Below are 21,677 nucleotides of genomic sequence, written 5' to 3'. Positions count from 1 at the left end.
CGGCACCTACAGCCGCGCCACGCAAACCACGAAATGCCTTTGCTGGTAGACGATTCCGCTGTCGGCCGACCCGCACGCGTTGACGTCGACGGTGTTCTGCTTGATGTCGATGACCCGGACCGCGCCAGGGGTGTGGGCGGCGCAGTCGAGACGCTTGGGGCTGCCGGGTGTCAGTTCCATGCAGCCGCCGACGACCCAGTCGATGTCCAGGCACAGCGCGGCCTGTGTCGCCCCGTGCAAAGTTTCGTTGTAGGTGTGGTCGGCGTCGGTGGGGCAGGTGGCGTTCGCCGGTGCCTTATCGACGACTTTGTAGACGGAGTTCTGGCTGCCACAAGCGGTTTTGTCGATCGCGCCTGCTCCGCCGAGTTGTACGCAGTCGCCGATGTTCACCTGCATGCTGGTGGCGCTCTTGTTGGACGCGCCGCGCATCGCCGACGTGGTCGGCAGCGCTTCCGTGGTGGTCGGCAGCGGCTCCTCGGTGGTGGGCGGGGGAGCCGAGGTTGTTGCCGCGGCGGCGTTCTGAGCGGCGGCCTTGGCCGGCTCATCGGCGGGGCCGGACATCGATAGCGCGGCGACGACCACGATGGTGGCCGCCAGTCCGGTCCCGACCATGAAGGCGGCCAGGGTGATACCGGCGCGGACACGTTGGCGCGACACGTACGTCCTCCAGAGCTGTGAACCCTTCGACCCACCTAGCGACCCGAAGTTGTGAATCTTGCGGATTGAAGACCACGCCATGCTTACACTACGCGGCACGTCCGCGTCGAGTTTTCCTTCCCAGGCGTAGCGATCCGCGCTGGGAATTCACGTACGTGTCGGTATCCGGGCCAGGTGTGATCACGATCGGATAACGAACTTCGCGATCAGGTGTGCCGGTCGCCAAGTCTGGAAACTAGTCACGGGCGCTGTACAGTCACACGCCATCCGGCCTCCGGAGCCGGTGTCTCGGTGAGAAGGAATTCCAGAATGAAGTTCGGCACTATTGCCGCCATTACGCTCGGCGCGGTTGCCGCAGTGGGCATCACAGCGGGGGCCGCGAACGCGAAACCCGTAGAACCGGAGCGTGAGATCACGACAACCGGGGTAGAGCAGGGGGTCGACTACCACACCACGGTCTCGCGCGAGACCGGAGCCATCTCGACCGCCGTCGAGCACGGCACCTTCGCGGTGGCCGACGACGGCACCAAGATCAAGCTGACCTCCGATACCGGGGCCGTGGTGGCCGAAGTGCCGCTCACCTTCCAGGTTTCCGGCAGCAAGCTCTCGGTCGCGCACGAAATCAGCGACAGCGGACGGCGTCTCGCGCTCACCCCGGTGGCAGGCGCCAAGGAGATCGGCGAGATGCAGCCGATCAGCTCGATGAACCGTCTCATCGCCGAGTTGAACCAGAACGTGGTCGGCGTGGTCGGCGGCGCGCTGCTCGGCGGACTGCTCGGGGCCCTGATCGGCCTGGGCTTCTTCAGCATCATCACCGGCCCGATCGGCCTGGTCGTCGGCGCGATCGCGGGCGGAGCCATTCAGGGTGGACAGCCGTTCACCGACGCGCTGATGGCGGTCGTCAACGGCGAACCCTGATCGATGGCGCGGATCGGATGCGGCAGGCGCACCGCAGCGCGCCTGCCGCACCCGGACCGGGTTGTCGATCGTCGTGGCGTTCGTCGAGGGTGGAGGTTCGGCCCCCGCCGGGACGGCGCCACGGCAGAGCGATGAAATCGCGCGAACGCCGGATACCGCTGGACGCGTGCTATCGCGCGAGTACTGCGAAGATCAACGCTCGGCGGAACCGGACTCGCCGTCACGGTGCTGGCGAGATAGTCGCCAGAGGAACTCCGGGTCGTCGTCGGGTCCGATGACGCGCTTGCGCCGTGGTGAACGCGATTGCGGGGCAGTGGGTCCAGTCCGCTCGGGGCCGAACGCCTTCCAGCACAACACCGCTATTGCCACCACCGCGATGAGTGCCAACAGGTACGTCACGTCGCTCACCTCCTGGTTACGAGGGTAGCCGCGGACGTGGCTCCAGCACACCGCAGACGCGAAAATGGTCTGCGGGCGAGCGCGGACCCGAGCACGACAGGTCCGCGCGCCCTGCGATCAGCGTGCTGCGGTCGCTTCGGTGGTCAGCGACTTGAGCAGCTGGAGTACTTCCGATTCGCGGAACCGGCGATGTCCGCCCGGTGTGCGAAGCGACCCGAGGCGCCCGGCGTGAGCCCAGCGCGTCACGGTCTTGGGGTCGACGTGGAACAGGGCAGCAACCTGGCCCGGAGTCAGCAGGGTGTCCTGGCCGCCGACGGTGATCGCAGTCATAGCAAACCTCTCCGTTCTCGACAGTTCCCTCATCAGATGGCGCCATCGTCGCACTGAAACCCCTAGGTACTCGAACCACCTACAGTTGGTAAAGGGGAGGTAATAGACAAAACGGATGCGCGCCCCACCCCCGGCTGTTGGGCGTGCACCGGGGGCGGGCAACAGCTTCGCATAGGCTGAGGGATGTGCGTGACGCGAATCCACCAAAAGGTGCTTCCGGACAGCAAACGGCTGGCGCTGGTCGTCGTCTGGCCCGCAATCTGACCCTTTACACCGTCGCCAGGTTGGGTCTCGTGGTAGTGCTCGCCGCGCTGATCGTGCTGGCCGCGCGACTGGTGTCGGTGGACATCCCCATCGTGGTCGCAGCCTTGTTCGCGCTCATCATCGCGATGCCGCTGTCGCTGGTGCTGTTCAAGCGGCTGCGGGCCAAGGTGAACGAGGACATCGCCCTGGTCGACGAGCGCAGGCGCCGCGACAAGGCCGAGCTACGGGCGCGGTTGCGCGGCGACGAGCCGCCCGCTCCGCCGGAGTCGGGGACTTCTTCGTGAAGTCCTGCGATCACACCGCTCCGCGCGACTGGGTCGACAACGCGGTGCGGTTGATCGACGCCGACACCCAGCGCAGCGCGGACACCCACTTGCTGCGCTACCCGCTGCCCGCCGAGTGGAACATCCAGCTCTATCTCAAGGACGAGTCCACCCACATCACCGGCAGCCTCAAGCACCGCCTGGCTCGCTCGCTGTTCCTGTACGCGATCTGCAACGGCTGGGTCGGCGAGGGGACGACCGTGGTGGAGGCGTCCTCGGGTTCGACGGCGGTCAGCGAGGCCTATTTCGCGAAACTGCTCGGCTTGGACTTCGTCGCGGTGATGCCCGCGAGCACCTCTCCGCAGAAGATCGCGCTCATCGAGGCGCAGGGCGGCCGCTGTCATTTCGTGCAACGCCCGCCGGACATGTACACCGAGGCGGCGCGGCTGGCGGCCGAGTGCGGCGGTCACTACATGGACCAGTTCACCCACGCCGAGCGCGCCACCGACTGGCGCGGCAACAACAACATCGCCGAGTCGATCTTCCAGCAGATGGCGTTGGAGACCAATCCGGTGCCGGAGTGGATCGTGGTCGGCGCGGGCACGGGCGGCACCAGCGCCACGATCGGCCGCTACATCCGGTATCGCAGGCATGCGACCAAGCTGGCCGTGGTCGATCCGGAGAACTCCGCCTTCTACGGCGGCTACGAGACGGGCGATGCGGGTTACCAGACCGGAATGCCCTCCCGGATCGAAGGCATCGGCCGCCCCCGTGTGGAACCCTCGTTCGTCGGCCAAGTGGTGGACCGCATGTTCGAGGTGCCCGACGCGGCATCCATCGCCGCGGCCCGGTTCGCGAGTGTGCGGCTCGGCCGCCGGGTCGGCGGCTCCACCGGCACCAACCTGTGGGGCGTTTTCGCCTTGATCGCCGAGATGCTCTCCGAAGGGCGCGGCGGCAGTGTCGTCACCCTGCTGTGTGACGGCGGGGATCGCTATGCCGGAACGTATTTCGACGACGCGTGGGTGGCGTCCCAGGGGCTGGAGCTCGCGGAGCCCACCGCTGTCCTGGAGAAGTTCGTGGCGACCGGAATCTGGGACGCCTGATCGGTTCGTGCCCCGGCCAGGGGTTTTGTTCGCCTGAGGCGGAACGGGGTTGAATCGCGCCCTCGGTTGTCAATTTTTGTTGACATCGCGAGCATGTGTCAATCAAAATTGACATCATGACGGAAGCAACCACACTCGCGGCGGCCGCGGGCAGCCCCGATCCGAAGGTCGGGCTGCGCGCGGTGCTCGCGCTACGCAGGCTGCTCGAACGTCTCGAGGCGATCCAGGTGGCCAACGCCCGTGCTCAGGGCTGGTCGTGGCAGGCGATCGCGGAGGCGCTCGAGGTCAGCAGGCAAGCAGTCCACCAGAAGTACAACCGGAAAGGCAGGATCCGCTGATGTTCGAGCGGTTCAGCAGGTCTGCGCGCACGGCGATCATCGTCGCCCAGGAGGACGCGCGCGAACTCCACGCGTCGAATATCGAGGTGGAGCACGTATTGCTCGGTGTGCTCGCGCATGCCGAGCCGGAATTGGCGGCGTTGCTCGCGGACGCGGGACTCACTCGCGACGGCGTGCGCAGCGCGCTGGCCGAGCAGGGCAACGGGATACCGCTCGGCCCCGAGGACGCCGAGGCCTTGCGCTCCATCGGCATTGATCTGGACGCCGTCCGGGAGTCGCTGGACACGCATTTCGGCGAGGACGCGCTCGACCGCGCCGCGCCGGACCCGCGCCGTGGGCCGTTCCCGTGGAGCCGCGGTGGGTACTACGGGCACATTCCGTTCACGAAGGAAGCGAAGAAGGTGCTCGAGCTCTCCCTGCGTGAGGCGCTCGGTCGCAAGGACAAGACCATCGAGTCGGGGCACATGCTGCTCGGCATCCTGCGCGCCCCGAACCAGACGACGGTGCGCCTGTTCGGCGGCTCCGACGCGATCGGTGAATTGCGGCCCAAGGTGCATGCCCTGCTCGACCGTGCGGCTTGAGCAGGCGGACATGCGCTGCGGGAGTTCGTGTTTTCCAGCGGCGTGTGTCCGCCTCCGACGCCTAGCATTGGGCCATGCAGCTCGTGATTCGGTTGATCATCAACGCGGTGGCCATCTGGCTGGCCGCCGTCTGGGTCGACAAGATCGACATTCTCGCTCCGGAAGGCGGCAACGGCGCCAAGATCGGTGTGGTCCTCGCGGTGGCCGCGGTGTTCACGGCGGTGAACGCCCTGGTCAAGCCGATAGTGAAACTGCTGTCGCTACCGTTGGTGATCGTGACGCTCGGCCTGTTCCTGCTTCTGATCAACGCGCTCATGCTGTGGCTGACCGCCGAGATCACCGGAGCATTCAGCCATTACGGCCTGCGCGTCGAGGGCTTCTGGGCCGCGGTGTTCGGCGGCGTCATCGTCTCGCTGGTGAACTGGGTGCTCGGCATCCTGGTTCCGGACGAGGATTAGTCCGCGCCGCCGCGAACGGACGACGCTCGATCGCGCATCGCGCCATCGAGTCCACCTGGTCGGCGCGATCCGCGACCGCGAGGGCCGCGCTAACCCAGCCCGACCGCCAGCGCGGTGACCGCCGACCAGACCAGCAGCGCCAGGCCGGAATCCCGCAGCGCGGGAATCAGTTCCAGCCCGCCCTTGCCGCCGCGCACCGGCGCGTTGGCGCGGACGGCGAGCGGTATCGCGAGCAACCCGGCCAGTGCCCATGGCGTGCGGGCCACCAGCGCCAACGTCACGAGGAACGGGACGGTGAGCAGGGCCAGGTGCAGCGTGCGGGTGCGCGGATCGCCGAGTTTGACCGCGAGTGTGACCTTTCCGGACCCGGTGTCGGTGGGGATGTCACGCAGGTTGTTCGCGACGAGCACGGCGCTGGAGAACGCGCCCACCGCGATCGCGAGCAGCGCACCGACCCAGTCGATCCGGCCCGCCTGCACGAACTGGGTGCCGAGCACGGCGATCAGGCCGAAGAAGACGAACACCGCCACTTCACCGAATCCGCTGTAGCCGTAGGGCTTGCTGCCGCCGGTGTAGTACCAGGCGCCGGCCAGGCAGGCCGCGCCGACGAGCAGCAGCCACCAGGCGCTGGTGAGCACCAGCACCAGGCCGAAGACGGCCCCGACGACCAAGCTGACGATCGCGGCGGTCTTCACCGCGGTGGGCGAGGCCAATTTCTGCCCGACCAGGCGCAGCGGGCCGACCCGGACGTCATCGGTGCCGCGGATGCCGTCGGAGTAGTCGTTGGCGAAGTTCACGCCGATGATCAGCGCCAGCGAAACGAACAGCGCGAGAATCGCTTTCCACCACACCGCACCATCGATCGACGCGGCGGCGCCGGTCCCGGCGAGCACCGGGGCGATCGCGTTCGGCAGGGTACGGGGTCGCGCGCCCTCGATCCATTGCGCTGCAGTAGCCATGTTCGCAGCATAATGGGCAGAGTCGGACGGAGTCCGTCCTCAGCTCGCGCATGGCCGGAGCGAAGGCGGAGGTACGCATAATCGGCAGAGTCGGACGTGGTCCGTCCTCGGCCCGCGCGCGGCGATCAGGCCGTTTCGGCCGTCACCGCCTCCTGCATCCGCGCGAGTCCCTTCTCGAAATCCCGGCCGACGAACTTGTCCATCGGGATGAGCTTGCCGATGACGGCCATCAGCCCGGTCTGACGGCCGGTCATCCGCCAGGTCACTTCGGTGCCGGTCTCGACCGGGTCCAGGATGAAGGTCACCATGTTGGTGGCCTTCATGGGCTTCATGAACTCCAGGCGCACGCCGATCTCGCGCTCGGCGCTGCCGACGATCTCCATGCTGCCCGCTCCCGCCTTGCGGTTGCCGCTCCAGGCGTAGCGCGCGCCGACACCGGATTCCGCGCCGGAGTAACTGCGCTGGAGCTGCGGGTCGAGGTCCTCCCACGGCGACCACTCGACCCACTTGTGGAAATCGTTGATCAGCCCGTGCACGCGCGCGGGGTCGGCCGTGATCACGGCCGATCGGACCACCTCGAACTCAGCCATGGGGGTCACACTATGCGACCGACCGCTCGCAGTCGCGGCAAAGAATTCGTGTCGAGCTTCTCGGGTCTGCTCGCCTACGATGACCGCGGGATGTTTCCGGAGCACAGCGGCCCGCACGGCCACAGTCGAGCAGTGACGACGCCCGCAGGCGAATCGGTCGTGGTGGCCTTGCTGGGCGAGGTCGCGCTGCGCCGCGACGGCACGCTGACGCCGCTGCCCGGTGCACGCTCCCGGCTGCTGCTCACCGCCCTGGCCCTGCGGCCGGGTCGCAGCCGCGGCGCGCAGGCCCTGATCGAGGAGGTCTGGGGCGAGCAGCCGCCGCGCTCGCCGATGAACGCGCTACACACCCAGGTTTCCCGGTTGCGGTCGGCGCTGCCGGAGGGCGCGCTGGAAATCGGCCCTGCGGGCTATCGGTTGACCCTCGGCGCCGATCAGGTCGACTTGTCCTCGGTGGGCGAGCGCGTGGCGCGGGCGTACGGGCTGCGCGCGGCGGGAGACCTTCCGGGGTGCCTGGCGGAAATCACCCGGGCGCGGGGGCTGTGGCGCGGGGATCCCGGTGCGGATCTGCCGCCGGGCGACCTCGCCGACGAGCTTCGCGCAGCGGCCGGGCGGCGTCTGGCCGAACTGGACGAACTCGAACTCGCCGCACGCGAGGACGGCGGCGACGTCGATGGAGCCTTGCGTCTCGCTCGGCTGCGCGCCGCCGCGGAACCGCTGGACGAGCCCGCGCAGCAGACCCTGATGCGCCTGTTGGCGGCGGCGGGGCGGCCCAACGAGGCGGTGGAATCGTTCGCCGCTTTCCGCTCCCGGCTGGCCGAGGAACTCGGCACGGACCCGGGGCCCGCGCTCACCGAGATGCATACGGCGATCCTGCGTGGGGAGCGGATAGGCCGCGTCGCGCCGCCGCGCTCGGGCAGCGCGGCGAGCGAAGACGGCGGTTCCCGAAGCGGGCTCGCGGCCGAGGCGACGCCCTCGGCCGCTGACGTACCGACACCGCACCTCGCCGCGATCGGCCTGCGTGCCGCGCCCAACGCACTGCTCGGCCGGGCCGCCGACATCACCGAGCTGATCGAGCTGCTCCGCGATGCCCGGGTGGTGACCGTGCTCGGCCCCGGCGGTGCGGGCAAGACCAGGGTCGCCAACGAGATCGGTTGGCAGGCGGCCGCCACCTGTCCGGTGGCGCTGGTCGAGCTGGCCTCGGTGCGCGCCGAAGGCGACGAAGCCAGGGTCGAGATCGAGGCGGCGATCGCCGCGGTACTCGGGCTCAGCGAGGTCACCTTCGACGCGGCCACGCTGCGTTCCGGGCAGATCGTCGATCTGCGCGGGCGGCTGCACGACGCGGTGTCGGCGCGCTCGATGCTGCTGATCCTGGACAACTGCGAGCATCTGATCGACGCCGTCGCCGTGGTGGTCGCCGATCTGATCGGCGTCGCACCGCGGCTGACCGTGCTCACCACGAGCCGTTCGCCGCTGACCATCACCGCCGAGACGGTGTATCCTTTGCCGCCGCTGACCATCGATCCGGCGGGCTCGCCCGCCACCGAGCTGTTCGCCGCGCGCGCCAGGGCGGTGCGGCCCGGCGTCCGGCTGGATCCGGACGTGGTCGCCCAGCTGTGCCACACCCTCGACGGGCTGCCGCTGGCCATCGAACTGGCGGCGGCCCGCGTGCGCGTGATGAGCGTCGAGGAGATCAACGAGCGGCTGGCCGACCGGTTCGCGCTGCTGCGCCACGGCGATCGCAGTTCGCCCGCACGGCATCGCACGCTGCACGCGGTGATCGACTGGAGCTGGAACCTGCTCGACACCGAACAGCAAGCCACGTTGCGCCGGTTGTGCCGATTTCCCGCCGGTTTCACGCTGTCGGCGGCCGAGGCGGTCGCGGGCGGAGCCGACGTGGTCGATGTCGCCGCGGCCGTCGACGGCCTGGTCAACCAATCGCTGCTCACCGTGCTGGACGACGAAGTGCTCGGCACCCGCTACCGGATGTTGGAGACGGTGCGGGAATACGGTGAAGAGCAGCTGGCCGCCGCGTCGGGAGAGCCGGAATCGGTCGATACCCGGATGATGCGGTGGGCCAAGGACTACGCCGATGACGTGGCGAGCCGGTATATGACCGGCGATCAGTTCCACCTCGCGCTCTCTGTGGCGGCGGAGGTGGACAACTTGCTCGCCGCGCTGCGTTGCGCGATCGAAAGGCGGGATGCCGCGACGGCCTACACGGTGTTCCCGGTCGTCGCCACGCTGTGGATCATCCGGGGATCGCACTTGGAAGTGATCGCCTGGGCTCAGCGGGTCATCGAATTGGAGCCGGCCGACTTCGGGCCGGAAGGTCCGCGTCCGGATCTGGTGCTCGTCACCTACCAGATGACGTTCCTGCATCTCGCTTACACCAACGGCAGCGCCAGGGAGATCGCCGTGCTCCGCAGGCGCGTGCGCCGATTGCTTCATCTTCCCGTCGAACTCACCGAGAACAGCCGATTCATCGCCCGGGTCGTGCTCACCAGGGCCGACGGACGCGGCTTCAGCAGGCTCCTCGCCGAGGCGGCGCGTTCGGCAGATCCGGAGACCAGGGGTTCGGCGCTGTTGTTGCGAGCCAACATCCGGGAGAACCTCGGCGATGTGCGCGGCTCCACCATCGATGCGATCAAGGCGCTGGAGGTGCTCGGGCGCGAGAACGTCTGGAGCGTGGCGATGGTGAGCAGGCACCTCGGACAGGTCTGTGGACAGATCGCCCGCTACGACCAGTCGGTGACCTATTACCGCCGCGCGCTCGAGGTGTTGCAGCGGCTCGGCGCCTACGAGGACACGGTGGAGATCCGCAGCCTGCTGGTGGCTTCACTGGTCGGAATCGGCGAGCTGGAGCAGGCGCGGCGGGAACTCGATCTCGCGTTCGGCACGCCGGACTTGGACAACTCGTCCCTCGGACAGAACCGGCTGCTGTCCACCGTGATGCAGAGTTCGGCGGAGTTGGCGTTCGCGGAAGGTGACACCGCGGGCGGGTTCACTCGCTACGAACGCGCGCTGGAACTGTTCGGCTGGCCGGACAACGCGCTCGGCCCCGGGCCCGGCGCCCTGATGCTGGCCGCGGCGGCGCTCGCCGCGCAGGTGATAAACGGCGCTGCCGACCCGGACGCGACTCTGCCCACGCAGCTTGCCGAGACGGCTGTGCCGACGATGACCCAGTACCGCGACCTGCCGCAGATCGGCGGCGTCGCCTGCGCGATCGGCTCGTATCTCATCGCCGTCGACCGCGAGGTCACGGTGGGGCTCGACTTGCTCATCCTGGCCCCGAACGTCGTCTGCCGACAGGACTTTCCCTCGATGCGGTGGCAACGGCACTTGGACGCGGCGACCGCGAAGCTCGGTCCCGGCCCGGTCGCCGAAGCCCGCAGCCGCCTCGGCCACCTGCGCCGGAACAGGTCCGCGGATCGCATCATGGAATTGCTGCAAGGACTGGTCGACGCTCGTTGATCAGTCGACGGCGGTGATCTGGTTTGCGCGAGGAATCGAACCGTCGTGCGCGGCAGCACAGCGAAAGCGGGCCGGGTGACGATGGTCACCCGGCCCGCTGTGGCGCGGTGATCGGTCACGCCCGGCGCATGTACGCCTTGACCGTGAGCGGGGCGAAGATCGCGATGACGACCAGCGAGCCGATCAGCGACCAAGCCAGATCGCTGCCGAAGGCGGCGCCGTTCATCAACCCGCGGCACGTGTTCACCATGTAATACACCGGGTTCACGTGATTGAGGCCCTGCATCCAGCCCGGCATCGTGCTCACCAGCGCGAAGGCGCCGGACATGAAGGTAAGCGGGAACATGATCATCATCGAGATGCCCTGCACGCCCGCCGCGCTCTTGCCGGTGACCCCGACCAGCGCCCAGATCCAGCTGATCGCGAACGAGCAGAAGACGATGACCAGACCCGCCGCGACGACCCCGAGCACACCGCCCTCCGGGCGATAACCGATGGCGACGCCGACGACGATGGTGAGCACGGTGGCGAGGGCGTAGCGCACCATATCCGCCAGCAGAGCGCCGGCCAGCGCCGAGACGCGGGCGATCGGGAGGGATTTGAACCGGTCGAAGACGCCCTTGTCCATGTCCTCGCGCAACTGGGTGCCGGTGACGACCGAGGTGAGCACCACGGTCTGCACCAGGATGCCGGGAATCAGGACCGGCAGGTAGTCCTGCACGCTGCCGCCGATGGCGCCGCCGAAGATGTAGGCGAACAGGGCGGTGAACAGGATCGGCTGGATCGTCACGTCGAACAGCTGCTCGGGCTTGTGCTTGATCTTCAGCAGGCCGCGGTAGGCCATGGTGAACGAGTTCGCCGCCGCTTGGACGAGCGGAACGTGGTTGCTCACTTCGGGGATCTTCGTCGGCGCCGTTCGGCGCGTCTCGGTCGCGGTGATGGTGGTCATGGTCGTGCTCCTTCTCTGCGTGCGCGGGATCCGGCGTGGTCACGCAGGCTGCTGCCCGCGGTCCGGACGCTCATGCCGCGCTTTTCGCGGAATCGTCGGTGGTGTCCTCGGCCGGGTGGCCGGTGATGGTGAGGAAGACCTCGTCCAGGCTCGGCTTGGTCACGGTGATCTCATCGATGCCGATCTCCCACTCGCGCAGGCGGATCAGCAGATCGGCGGTGACTCCGGCGTCGGTCAACGGCGCGGTGAGCCGCCCGGCCTCTGGGGTGATCTGCGCTTCGACGCCGAGGAAATCGCCGATGATGCGGCGCGCCTCGTCGAGCTGGCCGCGATCGACCAGCGTCAGATGCAGCGACGAACCGCCCACGGAGGCCTTCAGTTCGTCGGCCGTGCCGTCGGCGATCACCTTGCCGCGGTCGATCACCGCGATGCGATCGGCCAGTTGGTCGGCCTCGTCCAGGTATTGGGTGGTGAGCAGCACCGTCGCGCCTTCGCGGACGAGGCGGCGGATGGTCTCCCACATCTGGGCGCGGGTGCGCGGGTCGAGCCCGGTGGTCGGTTCGTCGAGGAACAGCAGCGGCGGCGTCGCGATGAGACTGGCCGCCAGGTCGAGGCGGCGTCGCATACCGCCGGAGAAGTGCCGCAGCGGCTTGTTCGCCGCCTCGGTGAGGTCGAATTCCTCCAGCAGCTCGGCCGCCTTGCGCCGGGCGTCGACGCGACTCAGGCCGAGCAGTCGGGAGAAGACGATCAGGTTCTCGGTGGCGCTCAGGTCCTCGTCGACCGAGGCGTACTGTCCCGTGACGCCGATGAGCGAGCGGACGGCCGTCGGCTCGGCGACCACGTCGTGGCCGAAGATGCGTCCGCTGCCGCCGTCCGGTCGCAACAGGGTCGCGAGCATCCGGATGGTCGTGGTCTTGCCTGCGCCGTTCGGTCCGAGCACGCCGTACACCGAGCCCTGCGGCACCGCCAGGCTCACGCCGTCGACGGCCCGCTGTTCCCCGAACACCTTGACCAGGCCGTCCGCCTCGACGGCGAGCGCTGAAGTTGGTGCGAAAGAAGTCATGTGGACAACTGTGGATGCCTCGACTTGCACGGCTCTTGCACGGCGCTGGCTTGATTTCCGGCGCTACCCTCACGAATGTGAGCACAGCCGGTGATACGACTGCCGTGACGAACCTGATCATGAAGTACGCGGAACTGGTCGACGCCGGGGATTTCGCCGGTGTCGGCGCGCTGTTCGCCGACGGCGTCTTCGTCGGCAGCGGTACGACGATCAGGGGCCGGGAAGGCGTCGAGAAAATCGGACGCGTGCGCTGCCCGGCGATCCGCTAGCGGGTCGACTCGGCCAAGAGGTATTCGCGCAGTTTGGCGCGGTCGGGCTTGCCGGGGCCGCGGAGCGGGAATTCGTCGAGGACGGCCAGTTCGCGGGGGGCCGCGATGGAGTCCAGTTCGGCGGAGACGTATTCGCGCAGCTCGGGGAGGCTGGGGGTGGCGCCTGGGGCGGGGATCACCGCGACCGCGACGCGCTGGCCGAGCCGTTCGTCGGGCAAGCCGAGGACGACCACCTCGCTGATGGCCGGGTGGTTGATCAGCACGGCCTCGACCACCTGTGGGATCACCAGCAGGCCGCCGGTCGTGATCGCCTCGTCCAGCCGCCCGGTGATGCTCAAGACGCCGTTGTCGAAGGTGCCCGCGTCCTCGGTGCGGAACCAGCCCGGCTCGGCGAAGGCGGGATGGTCGGGCTGATTGCGGTAGCCGGAGGCGATCATCGCGCCGCCCAGCACCACCCGGCCCTCTTCGATGCGGACCTTCGTGCCCTCCAGCGGCACGCCGTCGTACACGCAGCCGCCGCAGGTCTCGCTCATGCCGTAGGTGCGCACCACGGTGATGCCCGCGGCTCGCGCGCGCTCGTAGACCGGCAGCGGAGTGGCCGCGCCGCCCACCAGCACACCGTCGAGCTCGGCCAGCGCGGTGGCGGCGACCGGCGACTCCAACGCTTTGATCAGCTGGGTCGGCACCAGGGCCGTGTAGCGCCGCTCCCCGCGCATACCCGAGATGGCGCCCGCCAAGGCCTCGGGCAGGAATCCGCCGGACACGTCGAGCACGGTGGGTTCGGTCCCCGCCAGGATGCTGCGCAACAGCACCTGGATACCGGCGATGTGATGGGTCGGCAGGGCCAGCAACCAGTTGCCGGGGCCGCCGAGCCGCTCGTGGGTAGCGGTGCCGCTTGCGCGCAGGGCCGACGAGCTGAGCATCGCGCCCTTCGGTATGCCCGTGGTGCCCGAGGTGGTCACCACCAGAGCGATGTCCTCGTCGATCGGCTCGCCCGGCGACAAAGCGTCGCTCAGGCGCCTCGCCTCGCGCCGATCGCTGGTGGGAATGGGGAGCCAGGCGGCCCCGTTACCTTCCAGCGCCTCCCGTAGGTGGGGCATGACGTCGCCGAGACCGGACCCGGTCGGCATCGGCAAGGTACGCAGTTTCTTGGTCATGCCATGCCTCGCCGCTCGCCCGGCTCGGTGGTGCCCAGAGCCGCTGTGCCCATGGCTCGCTTGCTGCACTCCCTCACGGTAGGGATCGTGTCATGCCCGCGCCGCCGCGTGCGGAACGGGTCGGTATGCCGGAGTGGCGCGCCCGTAGCGCGGCCATCCGGTCGGATCGGGACTCAAGTGGGACAGGCATCGAGACTGCGATTCACTCGTCGGACGGGACACGGACACAGCCGGCCCGGACGTCGGCGGTCGGGTGGCCATCCGAGCGTTATCGTCCTCGCCGGTCGACGCGTTGGCAACTCGGTGCGGCCCGCCGAACTACCGAATGGAACCGTTGCTACGACGCCTGCCAGCGGGAATCCCGCCGGATCGGATGGGCAGGCGGAACCTCCACCAGAACGATCGGCACACCGTCCGGATCGCGTATCCACATCTCGTGCAGACCCCACGGTTCCTCGACGGGGGCGCGATCGATCGCGATGCCCTTCAGCGCCAGTTCCACGGCGGCGGCGGAGACGTCGCGCACCTGGAGCCAGATCGCGCCCTCGAACGACGACGATTCTCCGGACCCGCCGTGCGCGGCCACCTCGATCAGCGACTGTCCCGCGAAGAAGACCGTGCCGCCCGGATACTCCCGCGCGATGGCCAGTTCCAGCCCGTCCCGGTAGAACGCGAGCGTGGCCTGGTAGTCGGCGGGCCGCAGGATGATCCGGCTGCTGAGGATGTCCATGTCAGAAGTACCAGGGGTAGGGGGTCCAGTCCGGCTTGCGTTTCTGCAGGAACGCGTCGCGGCCCTCGACGGCTTCGTCGGTCATGTAGGCCATCCTGGTCGCCTCGCCCGCGAAAAGTTGCTGGCCCACCAGTCCGTCGTCCAGCAAATTGAACGCGTACTTCAGCATGCGCTGCGCCTGCGGGGACTTGCCGTTGATGTCGGCGGTCCACTCCAGCGCGACGTCCTCCAGCTCCGCGTGGTCGACGACCTTGTTCACCGCGCCCATCTGGTGCATTTCCTCGGCGGTGTAGGGGCGGCCCAGGAAGAAGATCTCGCGGGCGAACTTCTGGCCGACCATCTTGGCCAGGTACGCGCTGCCGTAGCCGCCGTCGAAGCTGCCCACGTCGGCGTCGGTCTGCTTGAACCGGGCGTGCTCGCGACTGGCCAAGGTCAGATCGCAGACCACGTGCAGGCTGTGACCTCCGCCCGCGGCCCAGCCGTTCACCAGCGCGATCACCACCTTCGGCATGAAACGGATCAACCGCTGCACCTCCAGGATGTGCAGGCGGCCCGCGCGGGCCTGGTCGACCGTGTCGGCCGTCTCGCCGCTGGCGTACTGGTATCCGCTGCGACCGCGGATGCGCTGGTCACCCCCGGAGCAGAAGGCCCAACCGCCGTCCTTGGGGCTGGGCCCGTTGCCGGTGAGCAGCACCGCGCCGACGTCCGGAGTCATCCGCGCGTGGTCGAGTGCCCGGTAGAGTTCGTCGACCGTGTGCGGGCGGAACGCGTTGCGCACCTCCGGCCGGTCGAACGCGACACGCACGGTGCCCTGCTCGATGTGCCGGTGATAGGTGATGTCGGTCAGGTTCTCGAATCCCGGAACGGGGCGCCACAGCTTCGGATTGAACGTCACCGGGCAATGCTAGGTCTCGCTTCGCCTGAAAGTCGTGGTCGGGCCCGGGAAGCGGCGACGACCCGGGACTTGCGAGCCGGCGGCGGCGGAGGCGAGCGGTGCGGTCGAGGCCCTGCGAACCCGGGCATTCGCGCGGGGTTGGCCGGACTTCGATTTGACGGTGTAAAACTACGCGTTACCGTGCAAGTATGAGCGAGCGAGTGAAACCGGTTATAGACCGGAGCGCGGTGGACGGATCCCGGTACGAGAAGCACGGCGGGTTTCCGAAGGTCACACCCGCGAAGGTCGGGCCGAACTTCGGCGGGTTCATCGAAGCCATGCGGACGTTGCAGGATCTCGCGGTGAGCGCGAACGCGCCGGACGATGTCTTCGGGGCCGCGCAGGCCAAAGCCCGCGAGCTGATCGACCTGCTCGAGCCCTACCGCGCCCCCGAGTTGCATGGGCCGGCGGGCCGCGCGGTCGAATTGCCCGGGCGGGGAAGCCTTCTGCTGTTGCCGTGGCGGGTGGTCGAGGCGGGGCCGGACGGCATCGAGATGACGGGTGTGTTCCGCCGCTTCCATCTCGGCGGCAACGGCGCCGCGCACGGCGGTGTGCTGCCGCTGCTGTTCGACGATCTGCTCGGCATGATCGTGCATTACGCCGGACGGCCGATCAGCCGCACCGCGTATCTTCACGTCAACTACCGCAAGATCACTCCGCTCGAGACGGAACTGACGGTTCGCGGACGGGTCGATCGGATCGAAGGGCGAAAAACTTTTATCACCGCCGAATTGCTCGATGAGCAGGGCGATCTCCTCGCGGACTGCGAAGGTCTGATGGTCGAGTTGCTACCGTGGCAGCCGTAGCCGGGTGAATGCTGGCGCGGGCACGTATAGTTGCCCTCGCTCGTTCATCGATACCGATCCGGAGGAACCTGAAAGTGGTTGCAGCACTGTCTGAATCCCTGCTCGACGACGCGAAGCGCCCGGCTTTCCTTGCCGATGCCGTCGAGGTTCTCGACGCCGAGGTGTCGGACAAGGGTGGTGCGTCCGGCCTGGCTGTGAAGGGTGGCTACGCGGCGGTCAAGAAGATCAGCCCGTCCATCGTGCCCGATGCGCTGGAGTCGTTGGCGCCCAAACTGGTCGCGCAGCTGGAGCCGTTCTGGCAGGAGTACACGGCGTCGGGCTCCGGCAAGTTCGCCGATCTGCTCGTCGCCAAGTCCGATGAGGTCGCCGAGGCGTTGCTCGCCGTCACCGACGCCCGGGCCGAGTCCTCCAGCCGCCCCGCCCTGCAGAAGGTCTACTCCTCGATGCGTTCCTCGGCGAAGAAGAACGTCATCGAGGCGCTGCCGCGGGTCGGCGACCTGATCCAGAAGCACGCTGGATGATTTTGTGACTCGCGTCCGAGCGACCGCCGCCGGCGACTTCGTCGCGTACGCGGCGGCACTCGGACGCGAGCCGGGCCGCGAATGGGCCCGTGTGCGACGACACAGTGTGATTGCGAACCTCCCGGCGCGGACTTCTAGTTGACTGTCTGCCAGTCTGGAGGCGTGAACCCGTCTACAGCACAAGCGCAGGTCGTCGTCGACGAACTCGTGCGCGGGGGCGTGCGGGATGTCGTCCTGTGCCCCGGCTCCCGGAACGCTCCGCTGGCATTCGCCCTGCAAGCCGCCGATTCGGCCGGGCGACTGCGCCTGCACATGCGGATCGACGAGCGAACGGCGGGCTTCCTCGCCGTCGGGCTCGCGATCGCGAGCCGGCTCCCGGTCCCGGTCGTGATGACCTCGGGTACCGCGGTGGCCAATCTCGGGCCTGCCGTGCTGGAGGCGAACTACGCTCGGGTCCCGCTGGTGGTGCTCAGCGCGAACCGGCCATACGAGCTGCTCGGCTCCGGCGCCAACCAGACCGTCGAACAGTTCGGCCTGTTCGGCAGCCAGGTTCGCGCCACCATCTCGCTCGGTCTCGCGGAGGAGGAGCCGGGCGACGCCGAGCATCCGCCCTACGGCCGGCAGAACAGCCAGTGGCGCTCGGCGGTCTGCCGAGTGCTTGCGGCGGCGCGCGGTACCCGCTCCGGCAACGCGGGCCCGGTGCACTTCGATGTCCCGCTGCGCGAGCCCTTGGTCCCCGACTTGAAACCGGGTGAGACGGCTCCGGCGGGCCGCGCGGGGGAGTGCGCCTGGACCGACACCCAATACGCCACCTTGGACGTGCCGCTCGATCTCGACCTCACGCCCGACACGGTCGTGATCTCCGGACACGGCGCAGGCTTGCGGCCGGAGCTGGCGAATCTGCCCACCGTCGCCGAACCCACCGCCCCCATGCACGGTCCCGCGCTGCATCCCCTCGTGCTGCCGCTGTTGCGGCCGACGCAGGCGATCATCACCGGCCGCCCGACCCTGCACCGGCAGGTATCGAAGGTGCTCGCCGACCCGGACGTCCGGGTCTACGCGCTGACCACCGGTCCGCGTTGGCCCGACGTGTCCGGCAACGTGGTCGGCACCGGTACCCGCGCCGTCACCGTCGGCGCACCCAGCGCGCAATGGCTCGAGCACTGCCGCGAACTGAACGCGAAAGCCGACCAAGTGGTGCGTGGCGCACTCGCGCGGCACCCCAAGCCGACGGGGCTGCACGTCGCCGCGGTCGTGATGGACGCGCTGCGCGACGGTGACCAACTCCTGCTCGGCGCCTCGAACCCGGTGCGAGACGCGGCGCTGGTGTCGCATCCGCGTCCGGGGATCAGGGTGCTGTCGAATCGCGGCGTAGCGGGTATCGACGGCACGGTGTCCACCGCGGTCGGCGCCGCTCTGCACCACGACGGGCGCACCATCGCCCTGATCGGTGACCTGACCTTCCTGCACGACGCGTCCGGCCTGCTGATCGGGCCGGGCGAACCGCGGCCCGCCGATCTGACCATCGTCGTCGCCAACGACGACGGCGGCGGCATCTTCGAACTGCTCGAGCAGGGCGATCCGCAATACGCGGGCGTGTTCGAGCGGGTCTTCGGCACCCCGCACGGCATGGATCTCGCCGCCTTGTGCGCCGCCTATCGCATTCCGCACCGGCAGGTCGATCCGCAGCAGCTGGCCGTCGAGCTGACCGGGCACGCCCATGGCATACGGGTGCTCGAGGTGGCCACCGAGCGGTCCAGCCTGCGGGAACTGCACGCGACGGTGCGGGCCAAGATCCAGCCCTGACGGGGTCAGTAGCCGGATTCGTCCTCGGGTTCGTCATCGATCGGGACCGCGATGGACTGTTCGATCACGTCCGCCGGGTTCGCCTCGAAGGTGTCGCGCTCCGGAGTCGCCCGTCCGACGGCTTCGTCCTGCTCGGGCTCGTCGGCGAGCACTGGCTCCTCCGGATACGCCGGAACGGACTGCTCGGCGAGATCGGCCTCCGGGATCGCGTCGGCAAGGGGATCTGACATCGTGCGCTCCTCTCCGCGTAGGCCTCTCCATCGGCATACCCGTCGTGGCACGCCGCAATCGAGGCGGACGATCAACTCGGACTGCATCGAGGATGCCCGCGGTCCGGGCGTACGGCAAGCACCCGGCGCTCAGTGTTGTCGCGCTTCGCCCACCCGCGCCGCCGTCGCGTCCGCGGGGTGTTCGACCAGCGCGAGCATGCGCCCGGCCATGAACCGCGCGGTCCGCACGGCCGTCCCCGATCGCGTCACTTCGCTGACTTCGACCACGCCTCGCGCGATCCTCACCTCGACCCGCCTACCAGCTCGGGTAGCCGCGATCTCGTAACTGCGGGACCCGTCGCCGACGTCGACGACGATCTCCACCCGATCACCCTTCATCTTTCAATTATCCGCTTTTCCAGGGCTTTTCGCCGCTACGGGTTGATTGCGGAACGACTCGCCGCTCAATTTCGGCGTCTCGCTCCGTCTCTATTTCGGAGACGTCCCACACCTGAGGAGGCCCGATGAATCCCGAGTTCGATTTCGAGCCCGCGGCCGCCACTCTGGCGACCGTCGTCGGCGGCATCGCCGACGACCAGCTCACGGCGCCGACACCGTGCGCCGACACCACGGTCCGCGATCTGCTCGCCCACGTAGTCGATCTGACCGAGGCATTCCGTCAGTCGGCGACCAAGGAGGCCGTCGGCGGATCCGTCGCGCCCGGCGCCCCTGCCGAGCGCGCCTTGGCGGAGGACTGGCGCGAGCGCATTCCGGCTCAGCTCGATGCCTTGGTGGCGGCGTGGCGGGAGCCGGCGGCCTGGGACGGCAACACGGAGGCGGGCGGGGTGAACGAGCCCGCCCCGGTGATGGCCAGGATCGCGCTGGACGAGGTCGTCGTGCACGGCTGGGATCTCGCGAAGGCCACCGGTCAGCCGTTTTCGTGTGCCGCCGAAGATCTGGCGACCTTGCTGGACATGCTGCGCGGCACACCCGCCGAAGGGGTGCCGGGTCTGTTCGGGCCGGTGGTGCCGGTCGCGCCCGATGCCACCGCATTGGAGCGAGTCCTCGCTTTCACCGGTCGCCGCGCCGACTGGACCGCGGGTGACCGGGGAGCGGTGCTGGGCTAGTCGGCGGCGGACACGAACGTGCCCGCCCGTACGGCATCGACGGCGGCGCGGGCGGCTCGGTCCGCCACGATGTCATCGATCGGATCCCCGCTGGCGAGCAGCCGGTAGTACAGCGGTGCCGACACTGAGGACAGCACCGCGCGTGCGTCGGTGCGCTCGGGCGCTTCGCCGCGCGCGATGGCGGCCGCCACGCAGACCGACCATTCGGTGAGACGCACGTCGTAGAAGCGGCGCAGGGCGGCTGCGGTGGACTCGTCGCAGGTGGCGGCCGCGATCACGGCGCGGAAGAGCCTGCCTTGGCGGGGATCGGACAGGGTTTTCGCGACCAGGCGGGCATTGGCGGTGAGATCGCCGAGGAGCGAGCCGGTGTCGGCGTGCGGCAGCGACTGCTCGGCCATGTCGACCAACAGGTCCGCGATCAGGCCGGTGGGTGTGCGCCAGCGGCGGTAGACGGTGGTCTTGCCGACTTCGGCGCGCGTGGCGACTTCGGCGAGGTCCAAGTTGGCGAAGCCGCGTTCGGTCAGCAGGTCGCCCGCGGCTCGCAGTACGGCCGCGCGGACCCGGGCGGTCCGTCCGCCGGGCCGGACGGAGCCGGGGGTCGCGTCATCCATGACCATAACGGTACTCCAGTTTCATTTACACGCGAAGGGGTGTACCGTCCGAAGTGTTAATGGAACTACAGACCCTTTAGGAGGGTGGTCCAGTGAACGTTCGGACGGTTGAGACGCAAATGGAGTACCGGCGGCTCGGCGCGTCGGGTCTGCACGTCCCGGCATTGAGCTTCGGCGCGGGCACCTTCGGCGGTCGCGGCGAGCTGTTCGGAGCATGGGGCGATACCGATGCCCAACAGGCGCGACGGCTGGTCGACATCAGTTTGGACGCAGGCGTGACCATGTTCGACACCGCCGATGTCTATTCCGACGGTGCCTCCGAAGAAGTGCTCGGCGCCGCCGTGAAGGGCAGACGCGATCGGGTGCTGCTGTCCACCAAGGCGACGCTGCCGACCGGACCGGGGCCGCGGGACGCCGGTTCCGGCCGGGCCAGGTTGATCGGTGCGGTGGAGGGATCGCTGCGCAGGCTGGGGACCGACTACATCGATCTGTTCCAGCTGCACGCCTTCGACGCGGGCACGCCGGTCGAGGAAGTCGTCGCCGCGCTGGACGATCTGGTGCGCGCGGGCAAGATCCGCTATGTCGGCGCGTCCAACTTCGCGGGGTGGCAGTTGATGAAATCCCTTGCCGCGGCGGATCGCAACGGGCTGACCAGGTACGTCGCGCACCAGGTCTACTACTCGCTGGTCGGGCGGGACTACGAATGGGAGCTCATGCCGCTCGGCCGCGACCAGGGCGTAGGCGCGGTGGTCTGGAGTCCGCTCGGCTGGGGCAGGCTCACCGGCAAGATCCGCCGCGGACAACCGCTTCCGAAAGATAGCCGCCTGCACCGGACCGCCGAGGCAGGCCCTCCGGTGGACGACGAGAAGCTCTACGACGTGGTCGACGTCCTCGACGAGCTGGCCGCCGAGACCGGCAAGACGGTCCCGCAGATCGCGCTCAATTGGCTGCTGCGCCGCCCCACCGTCGCGACGGTCATCGTCGGCGCCCGCAACGAGGAGCAACTGCGCCAGAACCTCGGCGCGATCGGCTGGGAACTCGACGCCGACCAGATCGCCCGCCTGGACAAAGCCAGCGCCACCACCCCGCCCTACCCCTACTACCCGTACTACCGCCTCCCGGACTTCACCCGGCTCAACCCGCCCGCGGTGTGAGCAAGTATTC

26 protein-coding genes are annotated in these 21,677 nt (G+C 68.6%); 13 read left to right on the top strand and 13 right to left on the bottom strand.

Going from position 1 to position 21,677, the window contains the following annotated elements; all coding sequences use genetic code 11:
* Positions 1–6 precede the first annotated feature (6 nt).
* A complete protein-coding gene (locus ABZ824_RS08270; RefSeq protein ID WP_355071981.1) occupies positions 7–657 on the bottom strand; it encodes a hypothetical protein in 651 nt (216 codons plus the stop codon).
* 309 nt (positions 658–966) lie between these two features.
* Here ABZ824_RS08270 and ABZ824_RS08265 point away from each other — a divergent pair, with 309 nt between their 5' ends.
* Entirely contained in the window at positions 967–1,575 is a 609-nt protein-coding gene (locus ABZ824_RS08265) for a hypothetical protein (protein ID WP_356962556.1), read from the top strand.
* A 192-nt stretch (positions 1,576–1,767) separates the two neighbouring features.
* Here the strand turns inward: ABZ824_RS08265 and ABZ824_RS08260 are convergent, their stop codons facing one another.
* Positions 1,768–1,974, bottom strand: coding sequence for a hypothetical protein (locus ABZ824_RS08260; RefSeq protein WP_355071985.1), 207 nt, complete (start codon positions 1,972–1,974; stop codon positions 1,768–1,770).
* Between the two features lie 117 nt (positions 1,975–2,091).
* Positions 2,092–2,304: a BldC family transcriptional regulator gene (locus ABZ824_RS08255; protein WP_039802103.1), complete on the bottom strand. Its 213-nt coding sequence runs from the start codon at positions 2,302–2,304 to the stop codon at positions 2,092–2,094.
* Between the two features lie 248 nt (positions 2,305–2,552).
* Between ABZ824_RS08255 and ABZ824_RS08250 the strand changes: the two genes are divergently transcribed.
* The 5 genes from ABZ824_RS08250 to ABZ824_RS08230 all read left to right on the top strand — a co-directional run bounded on the left by ABZ824_RS08250 (position 2,553) and on the right by ABZ824_RS08230 (position 5,311).
* Positions 2,553–2,852, top strand: coding sequence for a DUF4229 domain-containing protein (locus ABZ824_RS08250; RefSeq protein WP_356963464.1), 300 nt, complete (start codon positions 2,553–2,555; stop codon positions 2,850–2,852).
* Positions 2,849–3,934: a PLP-dependent cysteine synthase family protein gene (locus ABZ824_RS08245; protein WP_356962554.1), complete on the top strand. Its 1,086-nt coding sequence runs from the start codon at positions 2,849–2,851 to the stop codon at positions 3,932–3,934. The genes ABZ824_RS08250 and ABZ824_RS08245 overlap by 4 nt, the downstream gene beginning before the upstream one ends.
* A 116-nt stretch (positions 3,935–4,050) precedes the next feature.
* On the top strand, positions 4,051–4,272 hold the full coding sequence (locus ABZ824_RS08240) for a helix-turn-helix domain-containing protein (protein ID WP_039802098.1): 222 nt from the start codon (positions 4,051–4,053) through the stop codon (positions 4,270–4,272).
* Positions 4,272–4,853, top strand: a complete 582-nt coding sequence (locus ABZ824_RS08235; RefSeq protein ID WP_356962551.1) for a Clp protease N-terminal domain-containing protein — start codon at positions 4,272–4,274, stop codon at positions 4,851–4,853. Before ABZ824_RS08240 ends, ABZ824_RS08235 begins: the two co-directional genes overlap by 1 nt.
* Before the next feature lie 74 nt (positions 4,854–4,927).
* The gene (locus ABZ824_RS08230) at positions 4,928–5,311 is read left to right on the top strand and encodes a phage holin family protein (protein ID WP_356962549.1); all 384 of its coding nucleotides are present in this window, start codon (positions 4,928–4,930) and stop codon (positions 5,309–5,311) included.
* An 89-nt stretch (positions 5,312–5,400) separates the two neighbouring features.
* Here ABZ824_RS08230 and ABZ824_RS08225 read toward each other — a convergent pair whose 3' ends face one another.
* The gene (locus ABZ824_RS08225) at positions 5,401–6,270 is read right to left on the bottom strand and encodes a 1,4-dihydroxy-2-naphthoate polyprenyltransferase (protein WP_356962547.1); all 870 of its coding nucleotides are present in this window, start codon (positions 6,268–6,270) and stop codon (positions 5,401–5,403) included.
* Positions 6,271–6,395: 125 nt separating this feature from the next.
* Positions 6,396–6,860 carry an SRPBCC family protein gene (locus ABZ824_RS08220; protein WP_355071996.1) on the bottom strand — a complete coding sequence of 155 codons (465 nt, stop codon included), beginning with the start codon at positions 6,858–6,860 and terminating at the stop codon, positions 6,396–6,398.
* A 132-nt stretch (positions 6,861–6,992) separates the two neighbouring features.
* Between ABZ824_RS08220 and ABZ824_RS08215 the strand changes: the two genes are divergently transcribed.
* Complete coding sequence (locus ABZ824_RS08215) at positions 6,993–10,331, top strand: BTAD domain-containing putative transcriptional regulator (protein WP_356962545.1); 3,339 nt, start codon at positions 6,993–6,995, stop codon at positions 10,329–10,331.
* A 115-nt stretch (positions 10,332–10,446) separates the two neighbouring features.
* Here the strand turns inward: ABZ824_RS08215 and ABZ824_RS08210 are convergent, their stop codons facing one another.
* Together ABZ824_RS08210 and ABZ824_RS08205 are read right to left on the bottom strand one after the other, a co-directional pair.
* On the bottom strand, positions 10,447–11,280 hold the full coding sequence (locus ABZ824_RS08210; protein ID WP_355071999.1) for an ABC transporter permease: 834 nt from the start codon (positions 11,278–11,280) through the stop codon (positions 10,447–10,449).
* Positions 11,281–11,350: 70 nt separating this feature from the next.
* A complete protein-coding gene (locus ABZ824_RS08205; RefSeq protein WP_356962543.1) occupies positions 11,351–12,343 on the bottom strand; it encodes an ATP-binding cassette domain-containing protein in 993 nt (330 codons plus the stop codon).
* 77 nt (positions 12,344–12,420) lie between these two features.
* On the opposite strand from ABZ824_RS08205, the gene ABZ824_RS08200 reads away from it, so the two are divergent.
* Positions 12,421–12,612 carry a nuclear transport factor 2 family protein gene (locus tag ABZ824_RS08200; protein ID WP_356962541.1) on the top strand — a complete coding sequence of 64 codons (192 nt, stop codon included), beginning with the start codon at positions 12,421–12,423 and terminating at the stop codon, positions 12,610–12,612.
* Here ABZ824_RS08200 and menE read toward each other — a convergent pair.
* From menE to ABZ824_RS08185, 3 genes are all read right to left on the bottom strand, one after another.
* The gene (gene menE, locus ABZ824_RS08195; RefSeq protein WP_356962540.1) at positions 12,609–13,769 is read right to left on the bottom strand and encodes an o-succinylbenzoate--CoA ligase; all 1,161 of its coding nucleotides are present in this window, start codon (positions 13,767–13,769) and stop codon (positions 12,609–12,611) included. The two genes, ABZ824_RS08200 and menE, sit on opposite strands and share 4 nt — an antisense overlap.
* 337 nt (positions 13,770–14,106) lie before the next feature.
* Positions 14,107–14,499, bottom strand: coding sequence for a VOC family protein (locus tag ABZ824_RS08190; RefSeq protein WP_355072004.1), 393 nt, complete (start codon positions 14,497–14,499; stop codon positions 14,107–14,109).
* 1 nt (position 14,500) lies between these two features.
* Positions 14,501–15,394, bottom strand: coding sequence for a 1,4-dihydroxy-2-naphthoyl-CoA synthase (locus tag ABZ824_RS08185; RefSeq protein WP_159841692.1), 894 nt, complete (start codon positions 15,392–15,394; stop codon positions 14,501–14,503).
* 188 nt (positions 15,395–15,582) lie between these two features.
* Here ABZ824_RS08185 and ABZ824_RS08180 point away from each other — a divergent pair, with 188 nt between their 5' ends.
* The 3 genes from ABZ824_RS08180 to menD all read left to right on the top strand — a co-directional run bounded on the left by ABZ824_RS08180 (position 15,583) and on the right by menD (position 18,566).
* Entirely contained in the window at positions 15,583–16,239 is a 657-nt protein-coding gene (locus ABZ824_RS08180; protein ID WP_355072005.1) for a PaaI family thioesterase, read from the top strand.
* A 74-nt stretch (positions 16,240–16,313) separates the two neighbouring features.
* Positions 16,314–16,760: a hypothetical protein gene (locus tag ABZ824_RS08175; RefSeq protein ID WP_355072006.1), complete on the top strand. Its 447-nt coding sequence runs from the start codon at positions 16,314–16,316 to the stop codon at positions 16,758–16,760.
* A 162-nt stretch (positions 16,761–16,922) separates the two neighbouring features.
* Positions 16,923–18,566 (top strand): 2-succinyl-5-enolpyruvyl-6-hydroxy-3-cyclohexene-1-carboxylic-acid synthase, encoded by a 1,644-nt coding sequence (menD, locus tag ABZ824_RS08170; protein ID WP_356962537.1) that lies wholly within the window; start codon positions 16,923–16,925, stop codon positions 18,564–18,566.
* Positions 18,567–18,571: 5 nt separating this feature from the next.
* On the opposite strand, the gene ABZ824_RS08165 is transcribed toward menD, so the two are convergent.
* Both ABZ824_RS08165 and ABZ824_RS08160 read right to left on the bottom strand, forming a co-directional pair.
* Complete coding sequence (locus ABZ824_RS08165; RefSeq protein ID WP_355072009.1) at positions 18,572–18,796, bottom strand: hypothetical protein; 225 nt, start codon at positions 18,794–18,796, stop codon at positions 18,572–18,574.
* A 129-nt stretch (positions 18,797–18,925) separates the two neighbouring features.
* Positions 18,926–19,174, bottom strand: coding sequence for a hypothetical protein (locus ABZ824_RS08160; RefSeq protein WP_356962536.1), 249 nt, complete (start codon positions 19,172–19,174; stop codon positions 18,926–18,928).
* A 125-nt stretch (positions 19,175–19,299) separates the two neighbouring features.
* On the opposite strand from ABZ824_RS08160, the gene ABZ824_RS08155 reads away from it, so the two are divergent.
* Positions 19,300–19,902 (top strand): TIGR03086 family metal-binding protein, encoded by a 603-nt coding sequence (locus ABZ824_RS08155; RefSeq protein WP_356962535.1) that lies wholly within the window; start codon positions 19,300–19,302, stop codon positions 19,900–19,902.
* On the opposite strand, the gene ABZ824_RS08150 is transcribed toward ABZ824_RS08155, so the two are convergent.
* Positions 19,899–20,519: a TetR/AcrR family transcriptional regulator gene (locus ABZ824_RS08150; protein ID WP_356962533.1), complete on the bottom strand. Its 621-nt coding sequence runs from the start codon at positions 20,517–20,519 to the stop codon at positions 19,899–19,901. The two genes, ABZ824_RS08155 and ABZ824_RS08150, sit on opposite strands and share 4 nt — an antisense overlap.
* A gap of 113 nt (positions 20,520–20,632) precedes the next feature.
* On the opposite strand from ABZ824_RS08150, the gene ABZ824_RS08145 reads away from it, so the two are divergent.
* Positions 20,633–21,667 carry an aldo/keto reductase gene (locus ABZ824_RS08145; protein WP_356963463.1) on the top strand — a complete coding sequence of 345 codons (1,035 nt, stop codon included), beginning with the start codon at positions 20,633–20,635 and terminating at the stop codon, positions 21,665–21,667.
* Positions 21,668–21,677: the final 10 nt, after the last annotated feature.

The organism is Nocardia sp. NPDC047038 (assembly GCF_040644075.1).
GTDB lineage: Bacteria > Actinomycetota > Actinomycetes > Mycobacteriales > Mycobacteriaceae > Nocardia > Nocardia sichangensis.
The sequence above is the reverse complement of the archived record's forward strand: the minus strand, read 5'-3'. Positions and strand labels throughout refer to the sequence as shown.

What these genes read in the sequence shown, in the direction of transcription:
- ABZ824_RS08225 (WP_356962547.1), bottom strand. Translation starts at nt 6,270, where the DNA reads ATGGCTACTGCAGCGCAATGGATCGAGGGCGCGCGACCCCGTACCCTG.
- ABZ824_RS08235 (WP_356962551.1), top strand. Translation starts at nt 4,272, where the DNA reads ATGTTCGAGCGGTTCAGCAGGTCTGCGCGCACGGCGATCATCGTCGCC.
- ABZ824_RS08210 (WP_355071999.1), bottom strand. Translation starts at nt 11,280, where the DNA reads ATGACCACCATCACCGCGACCGAGACGCGCCGAACGGCGCCGACGAAG.
- ABZ824_RS08165 (WP_355072009.1), bottom strand. Translation starts at nt 18,796, where the DNA reads ATGTCAGATCCCCTTGCCGACGCGATCCCGGAGGCCGATCTCGCCGAG.
- ABZ824_RS08180 (WP_355072005.1), top strand. Translation starts at nt 15,583, where the DNA reads ATGAGCGAGCGAGTGAAACCGGTTATAGACCGGAGCGCGGTGGACGGA.
- ABZ824_RS08190 (WP_355072004.1), bottom strand. Translation starts at nt 14,499, where the DNA reads ATGGACATCCTCAGCAGCCGGATCATCCTGCGGCCCGCCGACTACCAG.
- ABZ824_RS08230 (WP_356962549.1), top strand. Translation starts at nt 4,928, where the DNA reads ATGCAGCTCGTGATTCGGTTGATCATCAACGCGGTGGCCATCTGGCTG.
- ABZ824_RS08255 (WP_039802103.1), bottom strand. Translation starts at nt 2,304, where the DNA reads ATGACTGCGATCACCGTCGGCGGCCAGGACACCCTGCTGACTCCGGGC.
- ABZ824_RS08205 (WP_356962543.1), bottom strand. Translation starts at nt 12,343, where the DNA reads ATGACTTCTTTCGCACCAACTTCAGCGCTCGCCGTCGAGGCGGACGGC.
- menE (WP_356962540.1), bottom strand. Translation starts at nt 13,769, where the DNA reads ATGACCAAGAAACTGCGTACCTTGCCGATGCCGACCGGGTCCGGTCTC.
- ABZ824_RS08150 (WP_356962533.1), bottom strand. Translation starts at nt 20,519, where the DNA reads ATGGTCATGGATGACGCGACCCCCGGCTCCGTCCGGCCCGGCGGACGG.
- ABZ824_RS08220 (WP_355071996.1), bottom strand. Translation starts at nt 6,860, where the DNA reads ATGGCTGAGTTCGAGGTGGTCCGATCGGCCGTGATCACGGCCGACCCC.
- ABZ824_RS08155 (WP_356962535.1), top strand. Translation starts at nt 19,300, where the DNA reads ATGAATCCCGAGTTCGATTTCGAGCCCGCGGCCGCCACTCTGGCGACC.
- ABZ824_RS08145 (WP_356963463.1), top strand. Translation starts at nt 20,633, where the DNA reads ATGGAGTACCGGCGGCTCGGCGCGTCGGGTCTGCACGTCCCGGCATTG.
- ABZ824_RS08160 (WP_356962536.1), bottom strand. Translation starts at nt 19,174, where the DNA reads ATGAAGGGTGATCGGGTGGAGATCGTCGTCGACGTCGGCGACGGGTCC.
- ABZ824_RS08240 (WP_039802098.1), top strand. Translation starts at nt 4,051, where the DNA reads ATGACGGAAGCAACCACACTCGCGGCGGCCGCGGGCAGCCCCGATCCG.
- ABZ824_RS08265 (WP_356962556.1), top strand. Translation starts at nt 967, where the DNA reads ATGAAGTTCGGCACTATTGCCGCCATTACGCTCGGCGCGGTTGCCGCA.